The 18,620-nt window shown below is 72.6% G+C and carries 16 protein-coding genes and 1 pseudogene; 5 read left to right on the top strand and 12 right to left on the bottom strand.

Translation table 11 applies throughout. The annotated features are described in order from the left end of the window. From ACFWW9_RS41465 to ACFWW9_RS41450, 4 genes and pseudogenes are all read right to left on the bottom strand, one after another. Nucleotides 1-398, bottom strand: a pseudogene (locus ACFWW9_RS41465) (lysophospholipase); the annotation flags it as partial. A 23-nt stretch (nt 399-421) separates the two neighbouring features. Next, nucleotides 422-1,771, bottom strand: a complete 1,350-nt coding sequence (locus ACFWW9_RS41460; RefSeq protein ID WP_390388336.1) for an FAD-binding oxidoreductase — start codon at nt 1,769-1,771, stop codon at nt 422-424. Further along, the gene (locus ACFWW9_RS41455) at nt 1,768-2,580 is read right to left on the bottom strand and encodes a sulfurtransferase (protein ID WP_390388333.1); all 813 of its coding nucleotides are present in this window, start codon (nt 2,578-2,580) and stop codon (nt 1,768-1,770) included. The genes ACFWW9_RS41460 and ACFWW9_RS41455 overlap by 4 nt, the downstream gene beginning before the upstream one ends. Nucleotides 2,581-2,673: 93 nt before the next feature. Continuing rightward, complete coding sequence (locus ACFWW9_RS41450; protein WP_390388331.1) at nt 2,674-3,549, bottom strand: LysR family transcriptional regulator; 876 nt, start codon at nt 3,547-3,549, stop codon at nt 2,674-2,676. Between the two features lie 197 nt (nt 3,550-3,746). Here ACFWW9_RS41450 and ACFWW9_RS41445 point away from each other — a divergent pair, with 197 nt between their 5' ends. Then, on the top strand, nt 3,747-4,214 hold the full coding sequence (locus ACFWW9_RS41445; RefSeq protein WP_390388328.1) for a hypothetical protein: 468 nt from the start codon (nt 3,747-3,749) through the stop codon (nt 4,212-4,214). Here the strand turns inward: ACFWW9_RS41445 and ACFWW9_RS41440 are convergent. From ACFWW9_RS41440 to ACFWW9_RS41425, 4 genes are all read right to left on the bottom strand, one after another. Continuing rightward, nucleotides 4,211-4,600 (bottom strand): hypothetical protein, encoded by a 390-nt coding sequence (locus ACFWW9_RS41440; RefSeq protein ID WP_390388326.1) that lies wholly within the window; start codon nt 4,598-4,600, stop codon nt 4,211-4,213. The genes ACFWW9_RS41445 and ACFWW9_RS41440 overlap by 4 nt on opposite strands. An 81-nt stretch (nt 4,601-4,681) precedes the next feature. Continuing rightward, nucleotides 4,682-7,330: an ATP-binding protein gene (locus tag ACFWW9_RS41435; RefSeq protein WP_390388323.1), complete on the bottom strand. Its 2,649-nt coding sequence runs from the start codon at nt 7,328-7,330 to the stop codon at nt 4,682-4,684. Between the two features lie 24 nt (nt 7,331-7,354). Continuing rightward, complete coding sequence (locus ACFWW9_RS41430) at nt 7,355-9,175, bottom strand: multicopper oxidase family protein (RefSeq protein ID WP_390388320.1); 1,821 nt, start codon at nt 9,173-9,175, stop codon at nt 7,355-7,357. Nucleotides 9,176-9,224: 49 nt separating this feature from the next. Further along, nucleotides 9,225-10,175 (bottom strand): helix-turn-helix transcriptional regulator, encoded by a 951-nt coding sequence (locus ACFWW9_RS41425; RefSeq protein WP_390388317.1) that lies wholly within the window; start codon nt 10,173-10,175, stop codon nt 9,225-9,227. Nucleotides 10,176-10,266: 91 nt separating this feature from the next. Here ACFWW9_RS41425 and ACFWW9_RS41420 point away from each other — a divergent pair, with 91 nt between their 5' ends. Further along, on the top strand, nt 10,267-11,298 hold the full coding sequence (locus ACFWW9_RS41420; protein WP_390388315.1) for an aldo/keto reductase: 1,032 nt from the start codon (nt 10,267-10,269) through the stop codon (nt 11,296-11,298). After that, a complete protein-coding gene (locus tag ACFWW9_RS41415) occupies nt 11,295-12,374 on the top strand; it encodes a winged helix DNA-binding domain-containing protein (RefSeq protein WP_390388312.1) in 1,080 nt (359 codons plus the stop codon). The genes ACFWW9_RS41420 and ACFWW9_RS41415 overlap by 4 nt, the downstream gene beginning before the upstream one ends. A gap of 9 nt (nt 12,375-12,383) precedes the next feature. Here ACFWW9_RS41415 and ACFWW9_RS41410 read toward each other — a convergent pair whose 3' ends face one another. The 3 genes from ACFWW9_RS41410 to ACFWW9_RS41400 all read right to left on the bottom strand — a co-directional run bounded on the left by ACFWW9_RS41410 (nt 12,384) and on the right by ACFWW9_RS41400 (nt 14,799). Beyond that, on the bottom strand, nt 12,384-13,742 hold the full coding sequence (locus tag ACFWW9_RS41410; protein ID WP_390388310.1) for a permease prefix domain 1-containing protein: 1,359 nt from the start codon (nt 13,740-13,742) through the stop codon (nt 12,384-12,386). Then, nucleotides 13,739-14,110 (bottom strand): PadR family transcriptional regulator, encoded by a 372-nt coding sequence (locus tag ACFWW9_RS41405; protein ID WP_390388307.1) that lies wholly within the window; start codon nt 14,108-14,110, stop codon nt 13,739-13,741. Before ACFWW9_RS41405 ends, ACFWW9_RS41410 begins: the two co-directional genes overlap by 4 nt. An 80-nt stretch (nt 14,111-14,190) precedes the next feature. Beyond that, complete coding sequence (locus ACFWW9_RS41400; RefSeq protein ID WP_390388305.1) at nt 14,191-14,799, bottom strand: TetR/AcrR family transcriptional regulator; 609 nt, start codon at nt 14,797-14,799, stop codon at nt 14,191-14,193. Between the two features lie 122 nt (nt 14,800-14,921). On the opposite strand from ACFWW9_RS41400, the gene ACFWW9_RS41395 reads away from it, so the two are divergent. Beyond that, nucleotides 14,922-15,329: a RidA family protein gene (locus ACFWW9_RS41395; protein WP_390388301.1), complete on the top strand. Its 408-nt coding sequence runs from the start codon at nt 14,922-14,924 to the stop codon at nt 15,327-15,329. A gap of 110 nt (nt 15,330-15,439) precedes the next feature. Beyond that, the gene (locus ACFWW9_RS41390; protein ID WP_390388299.1) at nt 15,440-17,581 is read left to right on the top strand and encodes an ATP-binding protein; all 2,142 of its coding nucleotides are present in this window, start codon (nt 15,440-15,442) and stop codon (nt 17,579-17,581) included. Here ACFWW9_RS41390 and ACFWW9_RS41385 read toward each other — a convergent pair. After that, nucleotides 17,578-18,492 (bottom strand): DUF5829 family protein, encoded by a 915-nt coding sequence (locus ACFWW9_RS41385; protein ID WP_390388297.1) that lies wholly within the window; start codon nt 18,490-18,492, stop codon nt 17,578-17,580. The two genes, ACFWW9_RS41390 and ACFWW9_RS41385, sit on opposite strands and share 4 nt — an antisense overlap. Nucleotides 18,493-18,620: the final 128 nt, after the last annotated feature.

Raw genomic sequence — 18,620 nt, 5'->3', positions numbered from 1 at the left:
GGGGTGGGGCAGTTCGTCCGCGCGTCCAACTCGCCCTCCCAGTCGGTGGCGGCGACCTCGCCCGCCACCGGCAGCCCGGACAGCACCAGCGCGTCGGCCGCGACCGCGCCGGTCGCCACCAGCGTCGCGGCGAACAGCGCGCCGGTGTCGCTGCCCGCCAGCACGTGCGGCGCGGGCGCGGAGTCGACGAACAGCGCGTGCACCTGCTCGGTCACGCGCTCCGCGTCCACGGTCGGATCGCCGACGACCCGCACCCGGTACGCGTCCGACCCCAGCCGCGCGCCCAGCCGTTCGTACACGCCGGGATGCTCACCCCGGCCGGGGACGACGACGACCGTCCCGCGCGGGTTCAGCCCCTCGGGGTTGTTCCACGCCGCCACCTCGTCGAGCACTGCCACCGCGTTCTCCCTTGGTTCCTCGGTCACCGTTCGGTGATGGCCTTGCCGGGGTTGAGCACGCCCGCCGGGTCGAACACCGACTTGAGCCGGCGCTGGAGGTCGAGGCTCACGTCGCCGAGTTCGGCGGCGAGCCAGTCGCGCTTGAGCAGGCCGACGCCGTGCTCGCCGGTCAGCGTCCCGCCCAGCTCCAACGCCAGCGCGAACAGCGCGTCGACCGCCTCGCCCACCGGTGGGCCGTCGTCTTCCACCAGCACGATCGGGTGCAGGTTGCCGTCACCGGCGTGGGCGAAGGTGAAGATCCGCACGCCGGTCGCGCGCACGATCCGCTCGATGCCGTCGACCGCGTCCGCGAGCCGGGTCGTCGGCACCACGACGTCCTCGATGAGCACCCGCCCCAGCCGTTCGATCGCGGGCAGGGCCTGCCGTCGGGTGGCCAGCAGCCGGTCCGCCGCGGCGGTGTCGTCGGAGGTGTCCACGAGGGTCGCGGTCGTCTTCAGGACCTCCACGACCGCGGCCATCTCCTCCTCGGCCCCGTACCCGTCTGTCTGCACGAGCAGGAACGCCCTGCCGCGGGCGGCGAGGTCACCGCCCCGCGCGGCGTCGATCGCGGCGAGCGTGGCGTGGTCCAGGAATTCGAGGGTGGACGGCCGCAATCCGGTGCGGCGCAAGCGGGTCACGGCCTCGACGGCCGTGCGGGCGTCCGGGAAGTAGGCCGTGGCCGTCGCGGTCGCGCGGGGGACCGGCAGCAGCTTCACGGTCGCGCCGACGACCACGCCCAGCGTGCCCTCGGACCCGACCAGCAGGCTCGTCAGGTCGTAGCCCGTGACGCCCTTGAGCGTCGTGCGCCCGGTGCGCAGCAGCCGCCCGTCCCCGGTCACGACGTCCAGCGCCAGCACCGCGTCCCGCGTGACGCCGTACTTCACGCAGCGCAGGCCGCCCGCGTTCGTCGCGATGTTGCCACCGATGGTCGAGAACGCCGCGCTCGCCGGGTCCGGCGCGTAGCGCAGCCCGTGCTCGGCCGCCGCCGCGTCGAGGTCCGCGGTGATCACGCCCGGCTGGACGACGGCGACCGCGTCGTCCGGGCGGATCTCCAGGATCCGGTTCAGCCGCGAGAGGTCGAGGACGATCGCGCCCGTGCCCGCCAGCGCCCCGCCGGACACCCCGGACCCCGCACCGCGCGGCACCACCGGGATGCCGTGCTCGGCCGCGAAGGACACCGTGCGCACGACGTCGTCCGTCCCGGTCGCGTACACCACCGCCGACGGGAGGCCGTCCGGGATCGCGCCCGACCGGTCGATTCCCGCGCGGGCCACCGCGTCCGGGTCCGTGGACCAGGCGGGCAGGCCGTCGAGCAGCGCGCCGAGGTCCGTCACGACGTGGCCACCGGGCGGTCCTCGTGGTTCGACCACTGCGACCACGAACCGGGGTAGAGGGCGGGGGAGAAGCCCGCGAGGGTGAGCGCGACGACGGTGTGCGCGGCGGTGACGCCGGACCCGCAGTACGCGGCCACCGGCCCGCTCACGCCCAGCGCCGCGAACCGCTCGCGCAGCCGCTCCGGCGACAGGAACGTGCCGTCCTCGGCGAGGTTGTCGGCCGTGGGCGCGCTGACCGCGCCGGGGATGTGCCCCGCGCGCGGGTCGACCGGCTCGGTCTCGCCGCGGTAGCGCTCACCGGCTCGCGCGTCGAGCAGCACGCCGTGGTCCGGGAACCGTGCCGCGCCGTCGATGTCCACTGTGGACAGATGGCCCGGCTTGAGCGTCACCGACCCCCTGATGGGCCGCTCCGGCCCGGTCACGAGCGGGTACCCCGCCGCGATCCACGCGGGCAGCGCGCCGTCCAGCAGGCGCACGTCGGCGACCCCGGCATCGCGCAGCAACCACCACGCCCGCGCGGCGGCGAGGTTGCCCGCGCCGTCGTGGACGACCACCGTGTCACCGTCGTTCAGCCCCCAGCCGCGGGCGGCCTCCTGGAGGGCGTCCGGCTCGGGCAGCGGGTGGCGGCCGTCGCGCGGGTCGCCGTGACGGGCCAACTCCGCGTCGAGGTCGACGTAGACAGCGCCGGGGATGTGCCCCGCGAGGTGGGCGGGACGCCCGTCCGGAACCCCGAGGGACCAGCGGACGTCGAGGACGCGGACGGTCGGCAGCGTCGCGTGGAGCTCCGCGGCGGAGATGAGGATCGGCACCACGCGAACCTAAGCCGCACAACGGATCCCCGTCCAAGCACTATCGGTGATGGATGCCGATCGAGACCGCTGATGCGTCGCCCGCCGGTGTCGTCACCCGGCGAGCCGGGACACCGGTGCGGACTCGAAGAACTCCTCCAGTGCGCCCAGTGCCACGGCCGTCACGTCGGCGTCCAGGTCCCTGCGGGTGGCCAGGTGCACGCCGATCTCGCCGAGGTCCGGCAGGTCGTGGCGGCGGACGAGGCCGTGGGGTGTCACGCCGGTCGACGGGAGGATGGCCACGCCGAGGCCGGCGCGGGCCGCCGCGATCACGCCTTCCAGGGTGGTCGACTCCGCTGCCACCTCCACGCGGTGACCGGCCTCCGCGAGGCGGTGCAGGGCGCGTTGGCGCATCCCGCACGGCTCCCGGTACGCGACCAGCGCCAACGGCTGGTCGCGGTGGGGCAGGGGGCGTGCCGGGGCGGAGTACCAGCGCAGGGGGAGCGTGCCGACGAGCCTGCCGTGGGTGTCGCCGGGGAAGCCCAGCAGCACGGCCAGGTCGATGGTCCCCTTGAGCACGGCCTCGGTCATCTGGGTGGACCGGTCGATGTGGAACTGCGCGCCCCGGCCGGGGTAGGCGTCCCGCAGCGTGGTCAGCAGTCGCGGCAGCACCTGTTCGGCGGCGGTCTCCGTCGAGCCGATCACCACCGGCGGCCGGGTCGTGAGGTCCAGGCGCGCCAACGCCTCGTCGTGCGCGGAGATGATCCGCCGCGCCTCCATCAGCAGGTCCTCGCCCGCCGCGGTGAACCGGGTGCGCCGCCCGTCCTTCTCGACCAGCGTCCGCCGCAGCCGCTTCTCCAGCAGCCGCACGTGCTGGCTCACCGCGGGCTGGCTCAGGTGCAGCGCCGTGGCCGCCCTGCCGAACCCGCCGTGGTCGGCGATGGCGACGAACGTCCTGAGCTGACCCAGATCCAGCGCGTCGTTCGCCATGTGCCCACCCCGGTCGTCGCGTAACCGTCCTACCGGCTCCGGTGCCGACCGCGTCGAAGCTACGGCGGCGACGCCGGACGGGTCAACGACGGCCGCATCGTGGGAAACCGGCGTCCCGCGGGGGTCTTGGGCTCGCCGCGGACACCGAGTACAACTGGGTACGTCGAAGCGGAGTGTCTCCGGGTGGGGAGAAGCTCATGGCGCAGCACCGGGACCGAGCCGAACGGGTGAGCCTGGGGTGGTTCGCCGCGGGCCTGGCGGGCGTGGCCACGGCGGTGTTCGGGGTCGTCGCGATCTGGGGGACGGGACTGCGCGGCGTGCGCCTGGCGTTCACCCCGGACCCCGGCCCGTTCTGGGACGTCGCCTGGCTGTTCTCCGCACTGGCGTGGACGTCGGCGGCCGGTCCCGCGGCGGTGGCGGCGTGGACCTGGGCGGGCCTCACCGCGCTCGTCCTCGCCGCCGCCCTGCTGACCAACGGGTTCCGCTCCGCGTCCGGCGTCGCGGACCGCTTGGTCGACACCACCGCGATCGTCTCGTTCGTGCCGCTGCTCCTGCTCGCGGCGCCCCTCGCCGCGGCGCTCGTGGCGTGGGTCGTGCTGTGGCTCGGCACCGGGTTCGGCACCTGCGTGCCGCCCGAGTGCCACCCGACGCCCGCCGTGCCCTAGCGGACGGTGCGCCACCCCTGCCACCCGCGGCACAGCACGTAGGCGATCGCGGTCGCGATGACGAGGGAGGCGTCGACGGCGGCGGTCATGCCCGCGTCCGGCACGTCGTTGACGACCAAGGCGAACACGGTGATCGCCGTCTTCTGGAGGAGCAGCAGCTCGAACACGCCCCGCTGGGCGCGCGGGGCGACGGCGATCATGGCCCACAGGCCCGCGAAGACGATGTAGGCGAACGTCCGCCACGCCTCGGTGATCAGGCGCTCGTCGGACACCTCGGCCATGATCGTGAAGCCGCGCGCGAACGCGCCGAGGGTGGCGATGGCGCACAGAGCGAGCAGCACGCGCCCGATCCGGTCCGGGAGGACGGCGGGGGTGGTGGTGGACATGGGAAGTCCTTTCCTGGCAGGGGTTTCTGGCCAGGACGAGCTTCCCGCGCCGGGAGCCGCGATCGCGTCGGTGGTGACTGCCTACACGGGCAGGTCCCGGAGTTGGCGGCGCGAGGTGACGCCGAGCTTGCGGAAGATGTTGCGCAGGTGGGCGTCGACCGTGCGCGGGCTGACGAACAGCCGGGCGGCGACCTCGGCGGAGGTCGCGCCGGTGGCGACGAGCCGGGTGATGGCCACCTCCTGCTCGGTGAGCTGGTCGAGGGTGTCGCCGGTGCGGCTGCGGGCCTTCTCACCGGTCGCGCGGAGTTCGTCGGCGGCCCGCCGGGCGAACGCCTCCAGGCCCGCGGTGGACGCGAGGTCGTGGGCGGCGCGCAGGTGCGGGCGGCAGTCGCGGCGACGGCCCTCCCGCCGCAGCCACTCCCCGTACAGCAGGTGGGCGCGGGCCCGGTAGGGCAGCAGAGGACTGTCCTGGAGGTGGTCGACGGCGTCCCGGTAGTGCTCCTCGGCACCGGTCACCAGCCCGCGCGCGTAGGCCGCGATCCCCAGGCCGGACGCCGTGCCCGCCGCACGGGTGCGGTCGGTCAACTGCTCCGACGCCGTGGCGGCGGCCTCGGGCTCACCGCACCGGACGGCCGCCTCCACGAGTTCCGGCAGCGCGGCCCCGGCGAGGAACAGGTCGCCGTGCGCGGCCGCTCGCCGAGCCTCCCGCAACGCGGTCGGGTAGTCGGCCAGCCCGTTGTGCAGCACGGCCGAGGCCCAGTGCACGTTGGCGATCAGCTGCCCCGAGCCGTGCGCCGCCGCCGTGACCGACTCGAACAGGTCCAGGGCCTCCTGGCGGCGGCCGCGCATCGCGGCGAGGTGCAGCCGGTGGTAGGTCACCGGGGGAGCGCCGACGGCGTCGGTGATCGCCTCCTCCTCCGCGATGGCCGCCATCGACCGCCCGACGTCGCCGAACAGCGCGGCGCACGACGCCACCTGGGCGAGGCCGAGGCGCAGCACGAGCGGCGACCCCGACTCGCGCCCGGTCTTCACCACCCACTCGATGATCGAGGCGTAGGTGTGCGGGTCCCACAGCTCGCCCGCGAGCATCAGGGCGAGCGCTGGCCGTTCGGTCCACATCGGACTGTCCTCGCCGTCGAGGACCCGGCGCAGCGACGGGGCCGCGGCGTGGTGCCCGTCGGCCTCCAGCCGGAGCAGCGCGTCCAGGACGTCCGGGGTCGGCGGTGGCGGTGCCGTGGCGGCAGCGGCCAGGACCCGGTCCATCACACCGTTGGCGCGGCCGGCGACCAAGGCCATCTCCAGCGCGTCCAGGTAGCACGCCCGCGCCCGTGCCGGGTCCGCAAGGCGTTGCGCGGCACGGAGGACGTACTTCGGGCCGTCGTTGTCGTCGTGCCGCGCGAAGGCGATCCGGCCGCGCAGCAGGTCGACCTCGGGGTCGTCCGGGACCGCGTCCGCGACGGTCGTGAGGAGGGCCTCGGCCGTGTCGGTCGCGCCCGCGTCGAGCTTCGCCCGCACGGCCGCGAGCGTCCGGGCGACCCGCTTCGCCGGGTCCAGCGACAGCGCCGCCGCCCGTTCCAGGAACGCCGCCGCGGCCACCACGCCACCGCGCGACTCGGCGCGGGACGCGGACCGCTCCAGCTCGGCGGCCACGTCGTCGTCCGGCCCCGCGCTGGCCTGGGCGCGGTGCCAGGCCCGCCGGTCCGGGTCCACGACCGGGTCGGTCACCTCGGCCAGCACCCGGTGGGCCGCGCGGCGACGGTCGTCCGGCGCGGCCCGGTAGACCGCCGACCGGGCCAGCGGGTGGCAGAAGCGGACGCGCGTGCCGAACTCGACCAGCACGGTGACAGCGGCGGCGGCACTGGTCGTGGCCACGTCGAGGTCCAGCAGCCGCGCGGCGGGCCACAGCAGGCCGGGATCGCCGGTCGGGTCGGCGCTCGCGACGGTCAGCAGCAGTCGCGCGTCGTCCGGCAGGTCCGCCAGCCGGGCCTGGAACCCGCGTTCGACCCTGGTCGGCGTGGACGCCGGGTCCGGTGGCGCGTAGCCGCCCGCCCTCGGCAGTTCCAGCAGCGCCAACGGGTTCCCGCGCGCCTCGGCCATGATCCGGTCGCGCACCCGCTCGTCCAGCGGCACGTGGCTCGCCGCCGCCAGCAGCGCCCGCGCGTCGACGTCGGTCAGCCCGCCGACCACCAGATCCGGCAGGTCGTCGAGCCCTGCCGCCGTCCCCGGCCGGGCCGCGAACAGCAGGGCGACGGGTTCCGAGCCGACCCGCCGGGCCAGGAACGCCAACGCCCTCGACGACGCCGAGTCCAGCCAGTGGGCGTCGTCGACCACGCACAGCAGGGGTTGCCCGCCCGCGAGCAGGTCCAGGGCGGCCAGGCCGACGCGGAACACGTCCGGCGTGCCCGTGGCGAGCCCGAACGCGACCCGGAGGGCGTCGCGGTGCGGTGCGGGCAGCTCGTCGAGCCGTCCCAGCAGCGGTCGGCAGAGCTGGTGCAGCGCGGCGAACGGCAGGTCCGTCTCGAACTCCGACCCGGACGCGTGCGCGACCAGGAACCCGGTCGCCGCCCGCCGCGCGTGCTCCAGCAGCGCGCTCTTGCCGATGCCCGCCTCGCCGCGCAGGACCAGCGCCCCACCCGCGCCCGCCCGAGCCGCGGCGACCAGCTCGTCGATCCGCCGGATCTCGGCGCGCCTGCCGACGAGCGGGGCGGGGAGGTGGGGCGAGGTCCGCATGCCCCGTACGGTAGCGAGCCCGCACTACTCCGGGCCGTGGTCCGCCGAGTACGGCGAGCTGACGCCCTCGTAGGCGAGGTGCATGACCATGCCGTTCGCGCCGTGGTCGAAGTTGTGGCAGTGGTCCATCCACACACCGGGGTTGTCCGCGGTGAACGCGATCTCGTACACCTGCCCCGGAGCCACGTTGAGGGTGTCCGTCCACCAGTCGCCGCTCGCCGGAACCCCGTTGCGGGACAGCACCCGCACCCGGTGGCCGTGCAGGTGGAAGGGGTGGTCGACGATGCTGCGGCTGGCGACGCGCACCCGCACCCGGTCCCCCTCGGCGACCACGAGCGTGGGCACGGCGGGGTACAGGCGGCCGTTGATCAGGCTGCTGACGTAGGTGAACCCGCCCTGGCCGAACCCGAAGCCGTCGTCCAACCGGAGGTCGAACGACCGGTCGGCGCCCTCCGCGGACGACGCGCCCGAGCCGTAGCCGAGCGGGTCGAACAGCGGGCCGTCGGCGAGGTCGGCGGGAGCCGCCGTGCCGTCCGGGCTGAGGGCGAGCGCGGCCTGTCCGGCGGCCACGGTCACCGGGGCCTTCGGCATGGTGAAGGCGACGTCGTACCGGCCGCCCGCCGCGAGCAGGAAGTCGGTGCCGTCCTCGACCGGCGTCGCGCCCGGCACCGGGTTGCCGTCGATGGCGGCAACGGTGAACCGGGTGCCGCCGACGTGGATCCGCTGCGGGTCCTTCGTGCTGTTCACCAGGCGCAGCAGGACGTTCCTGCCCGCGTCGACCGCCTGCCGGGACGGCTGGTCGGCCCGGTCGAACGCCACGGCCCGCTCGGCCGCGCCGGGCCACTCGTGGGTGAAGACCGTGCGCTCGAAGCCGTCGAACGCCGGACCGTCCTCCACGATCAACGCGCCGAACAGGCCGCGCCGCACGGATTCCGCCGCGTCCCGATGGGTGTGGTACCAGAAGGTGCCAGCCCGGTTGGGCGTGAACCGGTAGACGTGCCGCTCACCCGGCCGCACGGCGTTCTGCGTCACGCCCGGCACGCCGTCCTCCGCGTTGGGCACGTCCACGCCGTGCCAGTGCACGGTCACGCCCGCGTCGACGTCGGTGTTGACCAGCGTCACCTCGACCAACTGCCCCTTGCGTACCCGGAGTTCCGGACCGGGGGAGGAGCCGTTGAACGTGAGCGCGTCGACCGTGCGGCCGGAGTCCAGCCGCACCTGGCCCCGGGCGGCGGTGAGGGTGAGCCGGACGTCGGGCGTCCGGTCTCGCGGCCCGGTGAGCTGGTCCACGCTCCGGCCTCCCGCCATGGCGTGGTGGTCGTGGCCGGTCGCCGCGGTGTTCGCCTGGCCGCTCAGCACCAGGCCGACGGCGGGCACGAGCAGGAAGGCCGTTGCCAGCCAGGGCAAGCGCGCCGCGCGGGAACCGGACCGCCGCCAGCGGCCCAGCAGCACCGAGAGCCCGGCGAGCACCATCAGCGCCGCCACGGACCCGGCGACGACGGGCACGACGTCTTGGGGACCGAACGGCACGAACAGCCACCACGCCGACAGCAGCACCCCGGCCGCGCCGACGTGGGCGGACGTCCGCTCGGGTCGCCACACCGCCCAGGCCATCGGGACGAGCGCCAGCGGGAGTTGGACCTCCAGGCGGGACTCGGCGAGCACCAGGCCGCCGGTGAGCAGCAGACAGGCCACGGCGAGGCGCGCGGCCACCAGCGCGGCGGTGATCCACGCCCAGCGGACGCGGCGGCGCGGGTCGCCGGAGGCGTGACGGCCGAGCGCGAGGGCGGCGATCATCGCGAGGAGGGCCAGGACCATGTCGGTGAGGAACAGCGGTTCGAACACCCGACCACGGTGGCCCGCGACCGCCGGTGCTCGCGTCGGTGAAGACCGCCTATTCGACGCTCGCCGCGTACCGGCGGGCCAGGCGGGCGAACGCGTCCTGGAGTTCGGGCGGCCCGACGACCTCGAAGTCCGCGTCGAACCTCCCGATCGCGGCCGCCAGGCCGCTCCACGACCACGACCCCAGCACCAGGCGGCAGCGGTCCGGGCCGAGTTCCTCCACCACGCCCTCGGTGACGAAGGCGGACACGGCCGAGGCGGGCAGGTGCAGGACGACCTCGCCGCGGCAGGGCCAGTCGGTCGAGTCCACCGAGCCCCGGAACCGGGCGGCCACGAACGTGGCGACGTCGCCACCGGGCAGCTCCCGAGGAGTGAAGCGCGGGCCGGTGGGGACGCGCGGGGTGATCCGGTCCGCGCGGAACGTGCGCCAGTCGGCCCGGTCGAGGTCCCAGGCCACGAGGTACCAGCGCCCGCCCCACGTGACGAGGTGGTGCGGTTCCGCCCGGCGCGGCGGGCCGTCGACCCCGGCGTAGTCGAACCGCAGCACCTCGCGGGCGTGGACGGCGGCGCTGAGCGCCACGATCACGCCGCTCTCGACCTGCGGACCCGGTTGTGGCCGTTCGACGGCGGTGACCCGCAGCGAGTCGACCCGGCTACGCAGTCGGGAGGGCATGACCTGCCGGACGGTCGTCAACGCCCGCGCCGCCGCCTCCTCGATGCCCGCGCCCGAGGTGATGGCGATCTGGAGCGCGATGGTCAGCGCCACGGCCTGCTCGTCGTCGAACAGCAGCGGCGGCAGCTCCGAGCCCGCCTCCAGCCGGTACCCGCCGTCCGGGCCCTTCACGGCCGCGATCGGGTAGCCGAGTTCGCGCAGCCGGTCCACGTCGCGGCGGACCGTGCGCGGGCTGATGTCCAGCCGCTCGGCCAGCAGCGCGCCCGGCCAGTCCCGGCGGGCCTGGAGCAGCGAGAGCAGCGACAGCAGACGGGCTGAGGTCTTCGGCACGGTCTCCAGTGTGCCGCAGAAGCGGACACTTCCTGTCCTCTTCGCCTGGTTGGGTTGGGCGAGATCGGTGGAACGACGGAAGGATCACGGCGTGAAGACGCGCGAACTGGGACGGACCGGCATCCGGGTCAGCCCCTACTGCCTGGGCACGATGATGTTCGGCGCGGCGGGCAACACCGACCGCGACGACTGCGTCCGGATGGTCCACCGGGCGCTGGACGCGGGGATCAACTTCGTCGACACCGCCGACGTGTACTCGGGCAGCGAGTCGGAGGAGATCCTCGGGCTGGCGCTCAAGGGCAGGCGCGAGGACGTCGTGCTGGCCACGAAGGTCAACGGCTCGATGGGTGACGACCCGAACCGCGGCGGCAGTTCGCGGCGGTGGATCACCAGGGCGGTCGAGGACTCGTTGCGGCGGTTGGGGACCGACCACATCGACCTGTACCAGGTGCACCACCCCGACCCGTCGACCGACGTGGAGGAGACGCTGTCCGCGCTGACGGACCTGGTGCGCAGCGGCAAGGTGCGGGCCATCGGCTCGTCGAACCTGCCCGCGTCGGAGATCGTGGAGGCGCAGTGGGTCGCCGAGCGGCACGGGCTGCGGCGGTTCCGCACCGAGCAGCCCACGTACTCGATCCTCAACCGCGGCGTCGAGCGGGAGGTCCTGCCGACGTGCCGGAAGTACGGCCTCGGCGTGCTCGTGTGGAGCCCGCTGGCGTCGGGGATGCTCACCGGCCGCTACCGCAAGGGCCAGGCCCGGCCGGACAACGCGCGGATGCGCTGGGTGTCGGGGCACCTCACCGACGAGCGCAAGCTGGACGCGGTGGAACGGCTGATCCCGGTGGCGGAGGAGGCGGGCCTGTCGTTGACGCACCTGGCGATGGCGTTCACCATCGCCCACCCCGACGTCACGTCGGCCATCCTGGGACCGCGCACCACGGACCACCTGGAGGACCTCCTGGCAGGCGCGGCGACGACCCTGGACGACGACGTCCTCGACCGGATCGACGAGATCGTCGCGCCGGGCGTGGACGTGGGGCCGATCGACATCGCCTACACGCCGCCCGCCCTGTCCCGCATGGCGCTGCGCCGTCGTCCGGCCGACGAGCGGGCCGCCGCGTGACGGTCCTGGACACCCGCGCGCTCAACCGCGCCACGCTGGCCCGGCAACTGCTGCTCGACCGCGCCGACGTGCCGGTGCTCGACGCCGTCGCGCACCTCGGCGGGTTGCAGGCGCAGGAACCGCAGGAGCCGTTCGTCGGCCTGTGGTCGCGGCTGCGCGCGTTCGACCCGAAGGTGCTGTCGGGCCTGCTGGTCGACCGGAAGGTGGTGCGGACCCACCTCATGCGCCGCACGGTCCACCTCGTGACCGCCGAGGACGTGCTGGCGTGGCGGTCCCGGCACGAGGCGATGCTGCGGCAGAAGGTGCTCGGGGTCTACCGCCGCGAACTCGACGGCGTGGACCTGGGCGAACTCGCGGAGGCCGCACGGGCCGTGATGTCCGACGACGAGCCCCGCACGATGTCCGAGATCGCGCGGGCGCTCGCCGAGCGCTGGCCCGCGCCGGGGCCGAGGGCGTTGGGGGAGATGGTGATCGCCGCCCTCGTGCCGATGGCGCAACTGCCGCCGCGCGGGCTGTGGCGGGCCAAGGGCGGGGTGCGGAACCTGCCGCTGTCGTCGTGGCTGGGCCGTGAGGTCGACCCGCTCGCGGCGGACGACGTCGTGGGCCGGGCGCTGGTCCGCCGCTACCTCGCGGCGTTTGGCCCGGCGGCCACGGCGGACCTGCGCGCGTGGAGCGGTGTCGCCGGACTGCCCGCCGCGGTGAAGGCCGTGCGCGAGGAACTCGTGAGCTTCCGGGACGAGCGGGGCCGGGAACTGCTGGACCTCCCCGAGGCCCCGCGTCCCGACCCCGACACCCCTGCCCCGGTCCGGTTCCTGCCCGCGTTCGACAACGCGATCCTCGGCTACGACGACCGGACCCGGATCATCGACGACGCCCACCGCCTCCTGTCGGTGGCGGGGGAGCGGGTCGTCCTGGTCGACGGCCGGGTGGCCGCGACCTGGACCGTCGAGACCGACACCGTCGCCGTCACCCCGGTGCGCCGCCTCTCCCGAGCCGACCGCGCCGCCGTGGCGGAGGAGGGTCGGGAGGTGGCGGCGTTCCTGGTCGACGGGGATCGGGTGCGGGTCGACGGGTGATCAGGCCGCTCAGGCGAAGGCGAACACCGGGGGGAACACCAGGACCACGATCCACGCCCACACCGCGAACACCGGGAGGTAGGTGATCTGCCAGCGCTCCACGGCCGCGAACGGCGTGCGCTTGCGGACCAGGCCCAGCACCAGCCACGCCGACCACGCCAGGTTGGCCAGCAGGACGACGTTCTCGCCCAGCGCGGCCGCCTTGTTCGGCGTGGTGCCGAACTCGGAGATGCGGCCGGTGATCTGCCACAGCACCACCACGTCGATGACCAGCGCGCTCACCACCAGCGCGAGCTGCATCCGGTCGAACAGGCCGGGCGGGGCCAGCGGGTCGCGGGCCGACATGGAGTACAGCAGCAGGCCCAGCACGACCACCAGCAGGAGGTCGAACAGGATCAGCGCCTCCCGCTCGACGTCGATGCCGCCGCTGGTCACGACGAGCGCGACCAGGAAAGCCAGCAGCGCCACCGTGAACAGCGGGGTGAACAACCGCGTGAGCACCGGCGCGAGGTTCTCGACGACGCTCTGCTTCGCCTCGACGAGCCAGGCCGCCACCACCACCGCGGCCATCGCGCCGCACGGCACGATCCAGTGCCCGACGACGTTCTGCGGGTCGAGCCCGATGGCGGAGAAGGTGCCGAACAGGAAGGCGGTCAGCACGCCGCCGCCCAGCGCGATGAGGACGTAGTAGATGAAGCACTCGCCGGTGAAGCGGACGAAGTCCATGCGCCTGCGACCGGCGCGGACGTCGTCGGACACGTAGGCGAGACCCACCACGAACCACAGGGCGATGGGGAGGTGGATGGTCGTCAGCACGAGCGACTGCGACTCCTCCACGAGGCGGTAGACGTTGGCCCCCACCGCTCCCAGCACGAACAGCCCCACCAGGACGCCGATCACCGCCCTCGACGCGTTCCGCCGCCACGCCAGGAAACCCGCGAGCCACGGCAGCGCGAACAGGGCGGCGTTCGGCGCGTAGAACGCGGTGTCCTGCGCGTAGTCCATGCCGAACAACTCGGGAACCTTGATGGACAGCGCCGCGCCCGCCGCGCACAGGATCATCGCGTACAGGTCGCGCCGCGACCGGGTGGCCGTGACGGGGCCGTCGGTGTCGCTGGTCAGCACGAGCTGCTTCCACAGGCGTTCCGAGTGCTCCCGCGCGAACTCGCGCGACAGGTCGTCCAGGCTGCCCATCCGCTTGACCGCGACCAGGAACGCCTCGTCCGCGTGCAGGCCGACGCCCACCAGCTCGTCGACGGAGCCGCGCAGGTGGTCCTCCAGCTCGTCCACGTCGGTCTGCCGCAGCTCCCTGCGGCGCTGCACGTACGTCCGCCACTGGGCGAACTGGGCCTCCAGGGCGTCGGTCATGCGAGGCCCCCCAACGGAATCGAGGTGAACCGGCCGTCGCCTGGACTGCGCCAGACCTCCTTGAGCGCTTCCACGACCGTGTCCCACTGGCGCCGCTGCTCCGCCAGTTCGGCCAGGCCGCTCTCGGTGACGCGGTAGTACTTGCGCTTGCGCTCCCCGGCCACGGACTGCCAGGTGGACTCCACGTGCCCGAGCCGCTCCAGCCGGTGCAGCAACGGGTAGAGCAGCCCCTCGGTCCAGTCCAGCTCTCCGCCGGACAACTCGTTGATCCGCCGCAGGATGGCGTACCCGTAGCTGTCCGCCTCGGCCAGGATGCCCAGCACCATCGGTGTGGCCGACGCGGCGACGAGATCCTTGGCGACTTTCACGTGCCCTCCAGCGGGTCGATACCCTAGATGTTCTAGGCATCGTAGTTCTAGGTATCGAACGGCCGCAAGGAAGGGGTGCGCTACGCCGGGTGCCAGCCCTGGTCGACGGAGGCGCGGCACCGGTCGGGGTGGTCGCCCGCGCCGGTGAACAGCGAGGTCAGCAGGAACGGGCCGTGGTCGAGGGTGGTGGGTGGGAGGGGGCCGTTGGCGACCAGGGACACCAGGCCGTGGCCGATGATCCAGCTCTGGGTGGCCAGGTCCAGGGGGACGGTGTCGGGGTGGAAGCGCTTTGTTGCTCGGGCGCGGGCGGCGGCTTGGACGAGGTGTTCGAGGGTCGCGTCGGCGGCGGTGAGGTCTTCTAGGGCGAAGGTCTCGTCGAACATGACCCGGTACAGGTCGGGGTGCTCCAGCGCGTTGCGCAGGTAGGCGGCGACCAGTGCGGTGAGGTCCCGCACCGGGTCGTCGGTGGGGGTGATCAGGGTGAACCTGGCGGCCAGGCGGGTGAAGCCCTCCTGGCGCAAGGCTTTCCACAGGCCGTCCATGCCGTCGAAGTGGGTGTAGACGGCCATCGTCGACATGCCCGTGCCCGCGACGAGCGAGCGCAGGGTGATGGGTTCGCGGGTGCGGAGCATGTGCGCGGCCCGTTCGACCAGCAGTGTGCGGACCGCCGGGTCTTTCGTCCTGGCCATGGGGTGAGGGTACATGGCATAGCAATGCTATGTTTAAGGCTCGGTCCGGAGAGTTCGGTCCCGAGAGTTCAGTCTGAAGAGTTCGGTCCTGAGAGTTCGGTCCCGAGAGCGAGGAGTTCGACATGCCGATCACCCTGGTCAACCCCGACGCGCTGCCGAAGGTCGACCTGTACCGGCAGGTGGCCGTCGCCACCGGGTCGAAGCTGGTCTTCATGGCCGGTCAGGTCGCCCGTGACGCGGACGGCGGCAAGGTCGGCGAAGGCGACTTCGCCGCGCAGGTCGAGCAGTGCTACCTCAACGTGGGCGCGGCGCTGGCCGAGGCGGGGGCCACGTTCGACGACGTGGTGAAGCTGACCGTGTACCTGGTCGACTGGACGCCGGAGAAGATGCCGCTGTTCGTCGAAGGTGTGGCGCGGGCCGCGAAGAAGCTTGGTGTCACGCCGGTCGCGCCGTTGACCGGGATCGGTGTGGCCTCGCTGGCCGAGCCGGATCTGATGATCGAGGTGGAGGCGACGGCGGTCGTCGGCTGATCCACTGCCACCCCCGAAGGGACGGTGATCGTTCCCGCCGAATGGCGGCTCGCCGTCGGCCCTGCGCGGCGATACTTGGAGGTCGCGACCAGGCTGAAGGGGGAGCGGTCATGACCGCTCGTCGACCACCGCGTGCTCGGGGGAACCGCAACGAGTTCGCGGGCACGGCGGAGACTGTCGTGCAGGCGGGTGGGGTGCACGGATCGTTGCACGTCCATCAGGCGTCTGGGACGGCTATTCCGATTCCGCGGCAGCTTCCGGCCGATACCGCGTACTTCATGGGGCGTGAAGGTGATCTGACGTGGTTGGACAGCCGGCTCGTCGATGGTGCTACGGAGGCGGCGTCCAGGGTTGCCGTGATCACCGGGGCGGCGGGGGTCGGGAAGACGGCACTGGCGCTGCGGTGGGCGCATCGGGTGCGGGATCGGTTCCCTGACGGGGATTTGTACGTCAACCTGCACGGGTACGGGCGTGGGGCGCCGATTCCGTTGGAGCAGGTGGTGGAGCGGTTCCTGCGTGCGCTCGGGGTGCCGTCTTCGGAGATGCCTGGTGACGCGGAGGCGCAGGCTGATCTGTGTCGGTCGTTGCAAGCCGGTCGGCGGTTGTTGATCGTGTTGGACAACGCGTCGTCGGCTGAGCAGGTTCGGCCGTTGTTGCCTGGGTCGTCGACGTGTTTCGTGGTGGTGACGAGTCGGCATCACCTGACCGGGCTTCGGGTGCAACCGGGGGCTGAGCGGCGGACGGTGATCCCGTTGTCGACTGGGGAAGCCGTGTCGTTGTTGCGCGAGGTGATCGGTGTCGATCGGGTTGACGCTGAGCCTCAGGCGGCGGGGGAGTTGGCGCGGTTGTGCGCGTGCTTGCCGCTTGCTTTGCGGATAGCGGCTGATCGGGTTGCGACTCATCCGCATACGACGTTGGCCGAGTTGGTCGACGAGTTGGCTGTGGAGCGGGATCGGTTAGACCTGCTGGCGACTGATGACGAGGTGATCGCTGTGCGTGCGGCGTTCTCCTGGTCGTATCAGGCGTTGGACGGTGAGGCCGCGGAGGTTTTTCGGTTGCTGGGGCTGCACGCGGGGGTGGATGTCAGTATTCACGCGGCTGCTGCGCTGGTTGCGGGCTCTGTTGCTGAGGTGCGGCCGTGGTTGGACGCGTTGGCGGGGGTTCATCTGCTGGAAGAGGTCGATCGGGATCGGTATCGGTTCCACGACCTGTTGCGGGTGTATGCCGCTGAACTTGCTGAAGCTGAGGTGTCTGCGGGGGATCGGGCCGCGGCGGTGCGGCGGGTGTTGGAGTGGTATCTGCGTACGGCTGATGTCGCCGATCGGTTGTTCAGTCCGCAGCGGCGGCATGTGCCGTTGGAGGCGGTGGTTGGTTTTGCTGTGCCGGATCTTGGTAGTCACAGCGGGGCGCGGAAGTGGTGTGAGGTCGAGCGGGCGAACCTGGTGGCGGCTACTCGGCAGGCCGCTGAGACCGGGAATCACGATGTCGCGTGGAAGTTGCCGGTGGCGTTGTGGGGGTACTTCACCATTCGAACGCCTTGGGCGGACTGGATCGCCACCTATCGGGCGGGGTTGGCGTCGGCGCGGTTGATCGGTGCGCGGTTGGGGGAGGCGTGGATCTTGAGCGGGCTGGGGACGGCTTATCGGGATCTGCGGCGGTACGACGACGCGCTTGAGGCGTACGACCTGTCGTTGGTCGTGTGGCGGGAGATCGGGGATCTGCACGGTGAAGGGTGGACGCTGGGGAGCAAGGGCATCGCCTACTGGGAGTTGGCGCGGTTCGATGAGGCGTTGACGTGCTCGCGGGCGGCCATCACCGCGTTCCGGACCATTGGGAACCGGCACGGGGAAGGGCTCGCGCTGCACTGCGTCGGGGAGTCGTGTCGGGGGTTGGGGCGGCTGGACGAGGCGCACGAGTACCTGCACCGGGCGTTGGTGCTCCGGCGGGAGATCCGGGACCGGTGGGGGGAGGGGCAGACGTCCAACAGCCTTGGGGACACGTACCGGGATTTGGGGCGGCCTGATGCGGCCGTGGAGCGGTATCGGGATGCGTTGGCTGTGTGGACGGAGACCGGGGATCAGTGGGGGGAGGCTCGGACCCTCACGAATCTTGGGGATGTGTCGGAGGGGGTGGGGTTGTCGTCTGAGGCTCGGGAGTACTGGGGGCGGTCGTTGGCGATCTGCGAGGAGTTGGGGTCGCCTATGACCGGGGAGTTGCGGGCCCGGTTGGGGGGTTCTCGGTCAGGGGGCTAGTCGAACGTCCAGGTGGCGTGGGCGCCGGGGCCGATGGTGAGGGTGGAGTGGCCGATCCGCAGGTGCCTGGGGGGTGCGGGGTGGTTGAGGATGAGGTCGATCCGCTTCAGGCCCGTGTGGTCGCGGGTGGTCGTGTCGAAGCGGAGGGTGGTGCCGTTGCGCGTGGCGACGATCCCCTGGGGGAGGGTGTGGACGGTGAAGCCGCCTGCCCGGAGGAGCGGGGTGGTGGCTTGGAGGTCCTTTTGGGTCACTGCCAGGCGGACGGACGACACGTCCCGCATGAGGTGGTCGCGGTAGTCGTCGGAGAGGTAGCGCTCTCGGCTGACGTCGCCTGGGTGGTCCGGGGGTTCGGTGTCGCTGCGGGGGTCGGCGAAGTAGCTCGGCAGGTACTCCATGCCCCACGCGCCGAAGGAGTCGTACTGCTCGGTGGTGTAGACGGCGTCGAACCACGGGACCGGGACGCCGTCGCCGAAGTCCCTCGTCTGGCGGAAGTTGATGGGGGTGATGCCTTGGTCGCGGAGTCGGTTCTCGACCGTGGAGAGGTCGCCCTCTTGTTCGGTGGAGAGGCCCATTCCCGCTGAGCCCAAGGTGCCGTCCTTGCCTGGGACGTCGCCTACGCCGAACAGTTCCAAGTAGGTCTCGCGGCCCATGAGGTAGCGGGCGGTCCACTTTTCGCCGCCTGAACCCGTGGTGGTGCGGAGTTGGAAGTTGGCGAAGGTGCGGAGGTAGGGCGAGGCTGCGATGGCGTCGGCTGTTTCTCGGTCCAGGACGCCGTAGGTGTGGTTGAGGAACAACACCTGGGAAGGAGTTCTGGTGGGGGTTCTTGCGCTCGCCTCTGCTGCGCCTGAGAAGGCGAGGGTCAGGGCGGCGGCAGAGGCCACGGCCATCCGTGAGGTCCGGCGAAGAGGCATGGGGATGATCTTAGGACGGGGTGCTGGAGTGCGTCTGGAGTCCGTCTGTGGGGGTGGGTGTCGGGTTTGGGGGCTAACCCCCGATTGCGCCAATTATCCCACCCTTTTTCGCTTTGTCAAGGCTGGAA

Origin of the sequence: Umezawaea sp. NPDC059074 (assembly GCF_042738955.1) — a bacterium.
Classification (GTDB): domain Bacteria; phylum Actinomycetota; class Actinomycetes; order Mycobacteriales; family Pseudonocardiaceae; genus Umezawaea.
Note: the sequence above shows the minus strand (reverse complement) of the source record. Positions and strands in the feature narration are given on the sequence as shown.

What these genes read in the sequence shown, in the direction of transcription:
- ACFWW9_RS41450 (WP_390388331.1), bottom strand. Translation starts at nt 3,549, where the DNA reads ATGGCGAACGACGCGCTGGATCTGGGTCAGCTCAGGACGTTCGTCGCC.
- ACFWW9_RS41445 (WP_390388328.1), top strand. Translation starts at nt 3,747, where the DNA reads ATGGCGCAGCACCGGGACCGAGCCGAACGGGTGAGCCTGGGGTGGTTC.
- ACFWW9_RS41440 (WP_390388326.1), bottom strand. Translation starts at nt 4,600, where the DNA reads ATGTCCACCACCACCCCCGCCGTCCTCCCGGACCGGATCGGGCGCGTG.
- ACFWW9_RS41435 (WP_390388323.1), bottom strand. Translation starts at nt 7,330, where the DNA reads ATGCGGACCTCGCCCCACCTCCCCGCCCCGCTCGTCGGCAGGCGCGCC.
- ACFWW9_RS41410 (WP_390388310.1), bottom strand. Translation starts at nt 13,742, where the DNA reads ATGACCGACGCCCTGGAGGCCCAGTTCGCCCAGTGGCGGACGTACGTG.
- ACFWW9_RS41400 (WP_390388305.1), bottom strand. Translation starts at nt 14,799, where the DNA reads ATGGCCAGGACGAAAGACCCGGCGGTCCGCACACTGCTGGTCGAACGG.
- ACFWW9_RS41395 (WP_390388301.1), top strand. Translation starts at nt 14,922, where the DNA reads ATGCCGATCACCCTGGTCAACCCCGACGCGCTGCCGAAGGTCGACCTG.
- ACFWW9_RS41390 (WP_390388299.1), top strand. Translation starts at nt 15,440, where the DNA reads ATGACCGCTCGTCGACCACCGCGTGCTCGGGGGAACCGCAACGAGTTC.
- ACFWW9_RS41385 (WP_390388297.1), bottom strand. Translation starts at nt 18,492, where the DNA reads ATGCCTCTTCGCCGGACCTCACGGATGGCCGTGGCCTCTGCCGCCGCC.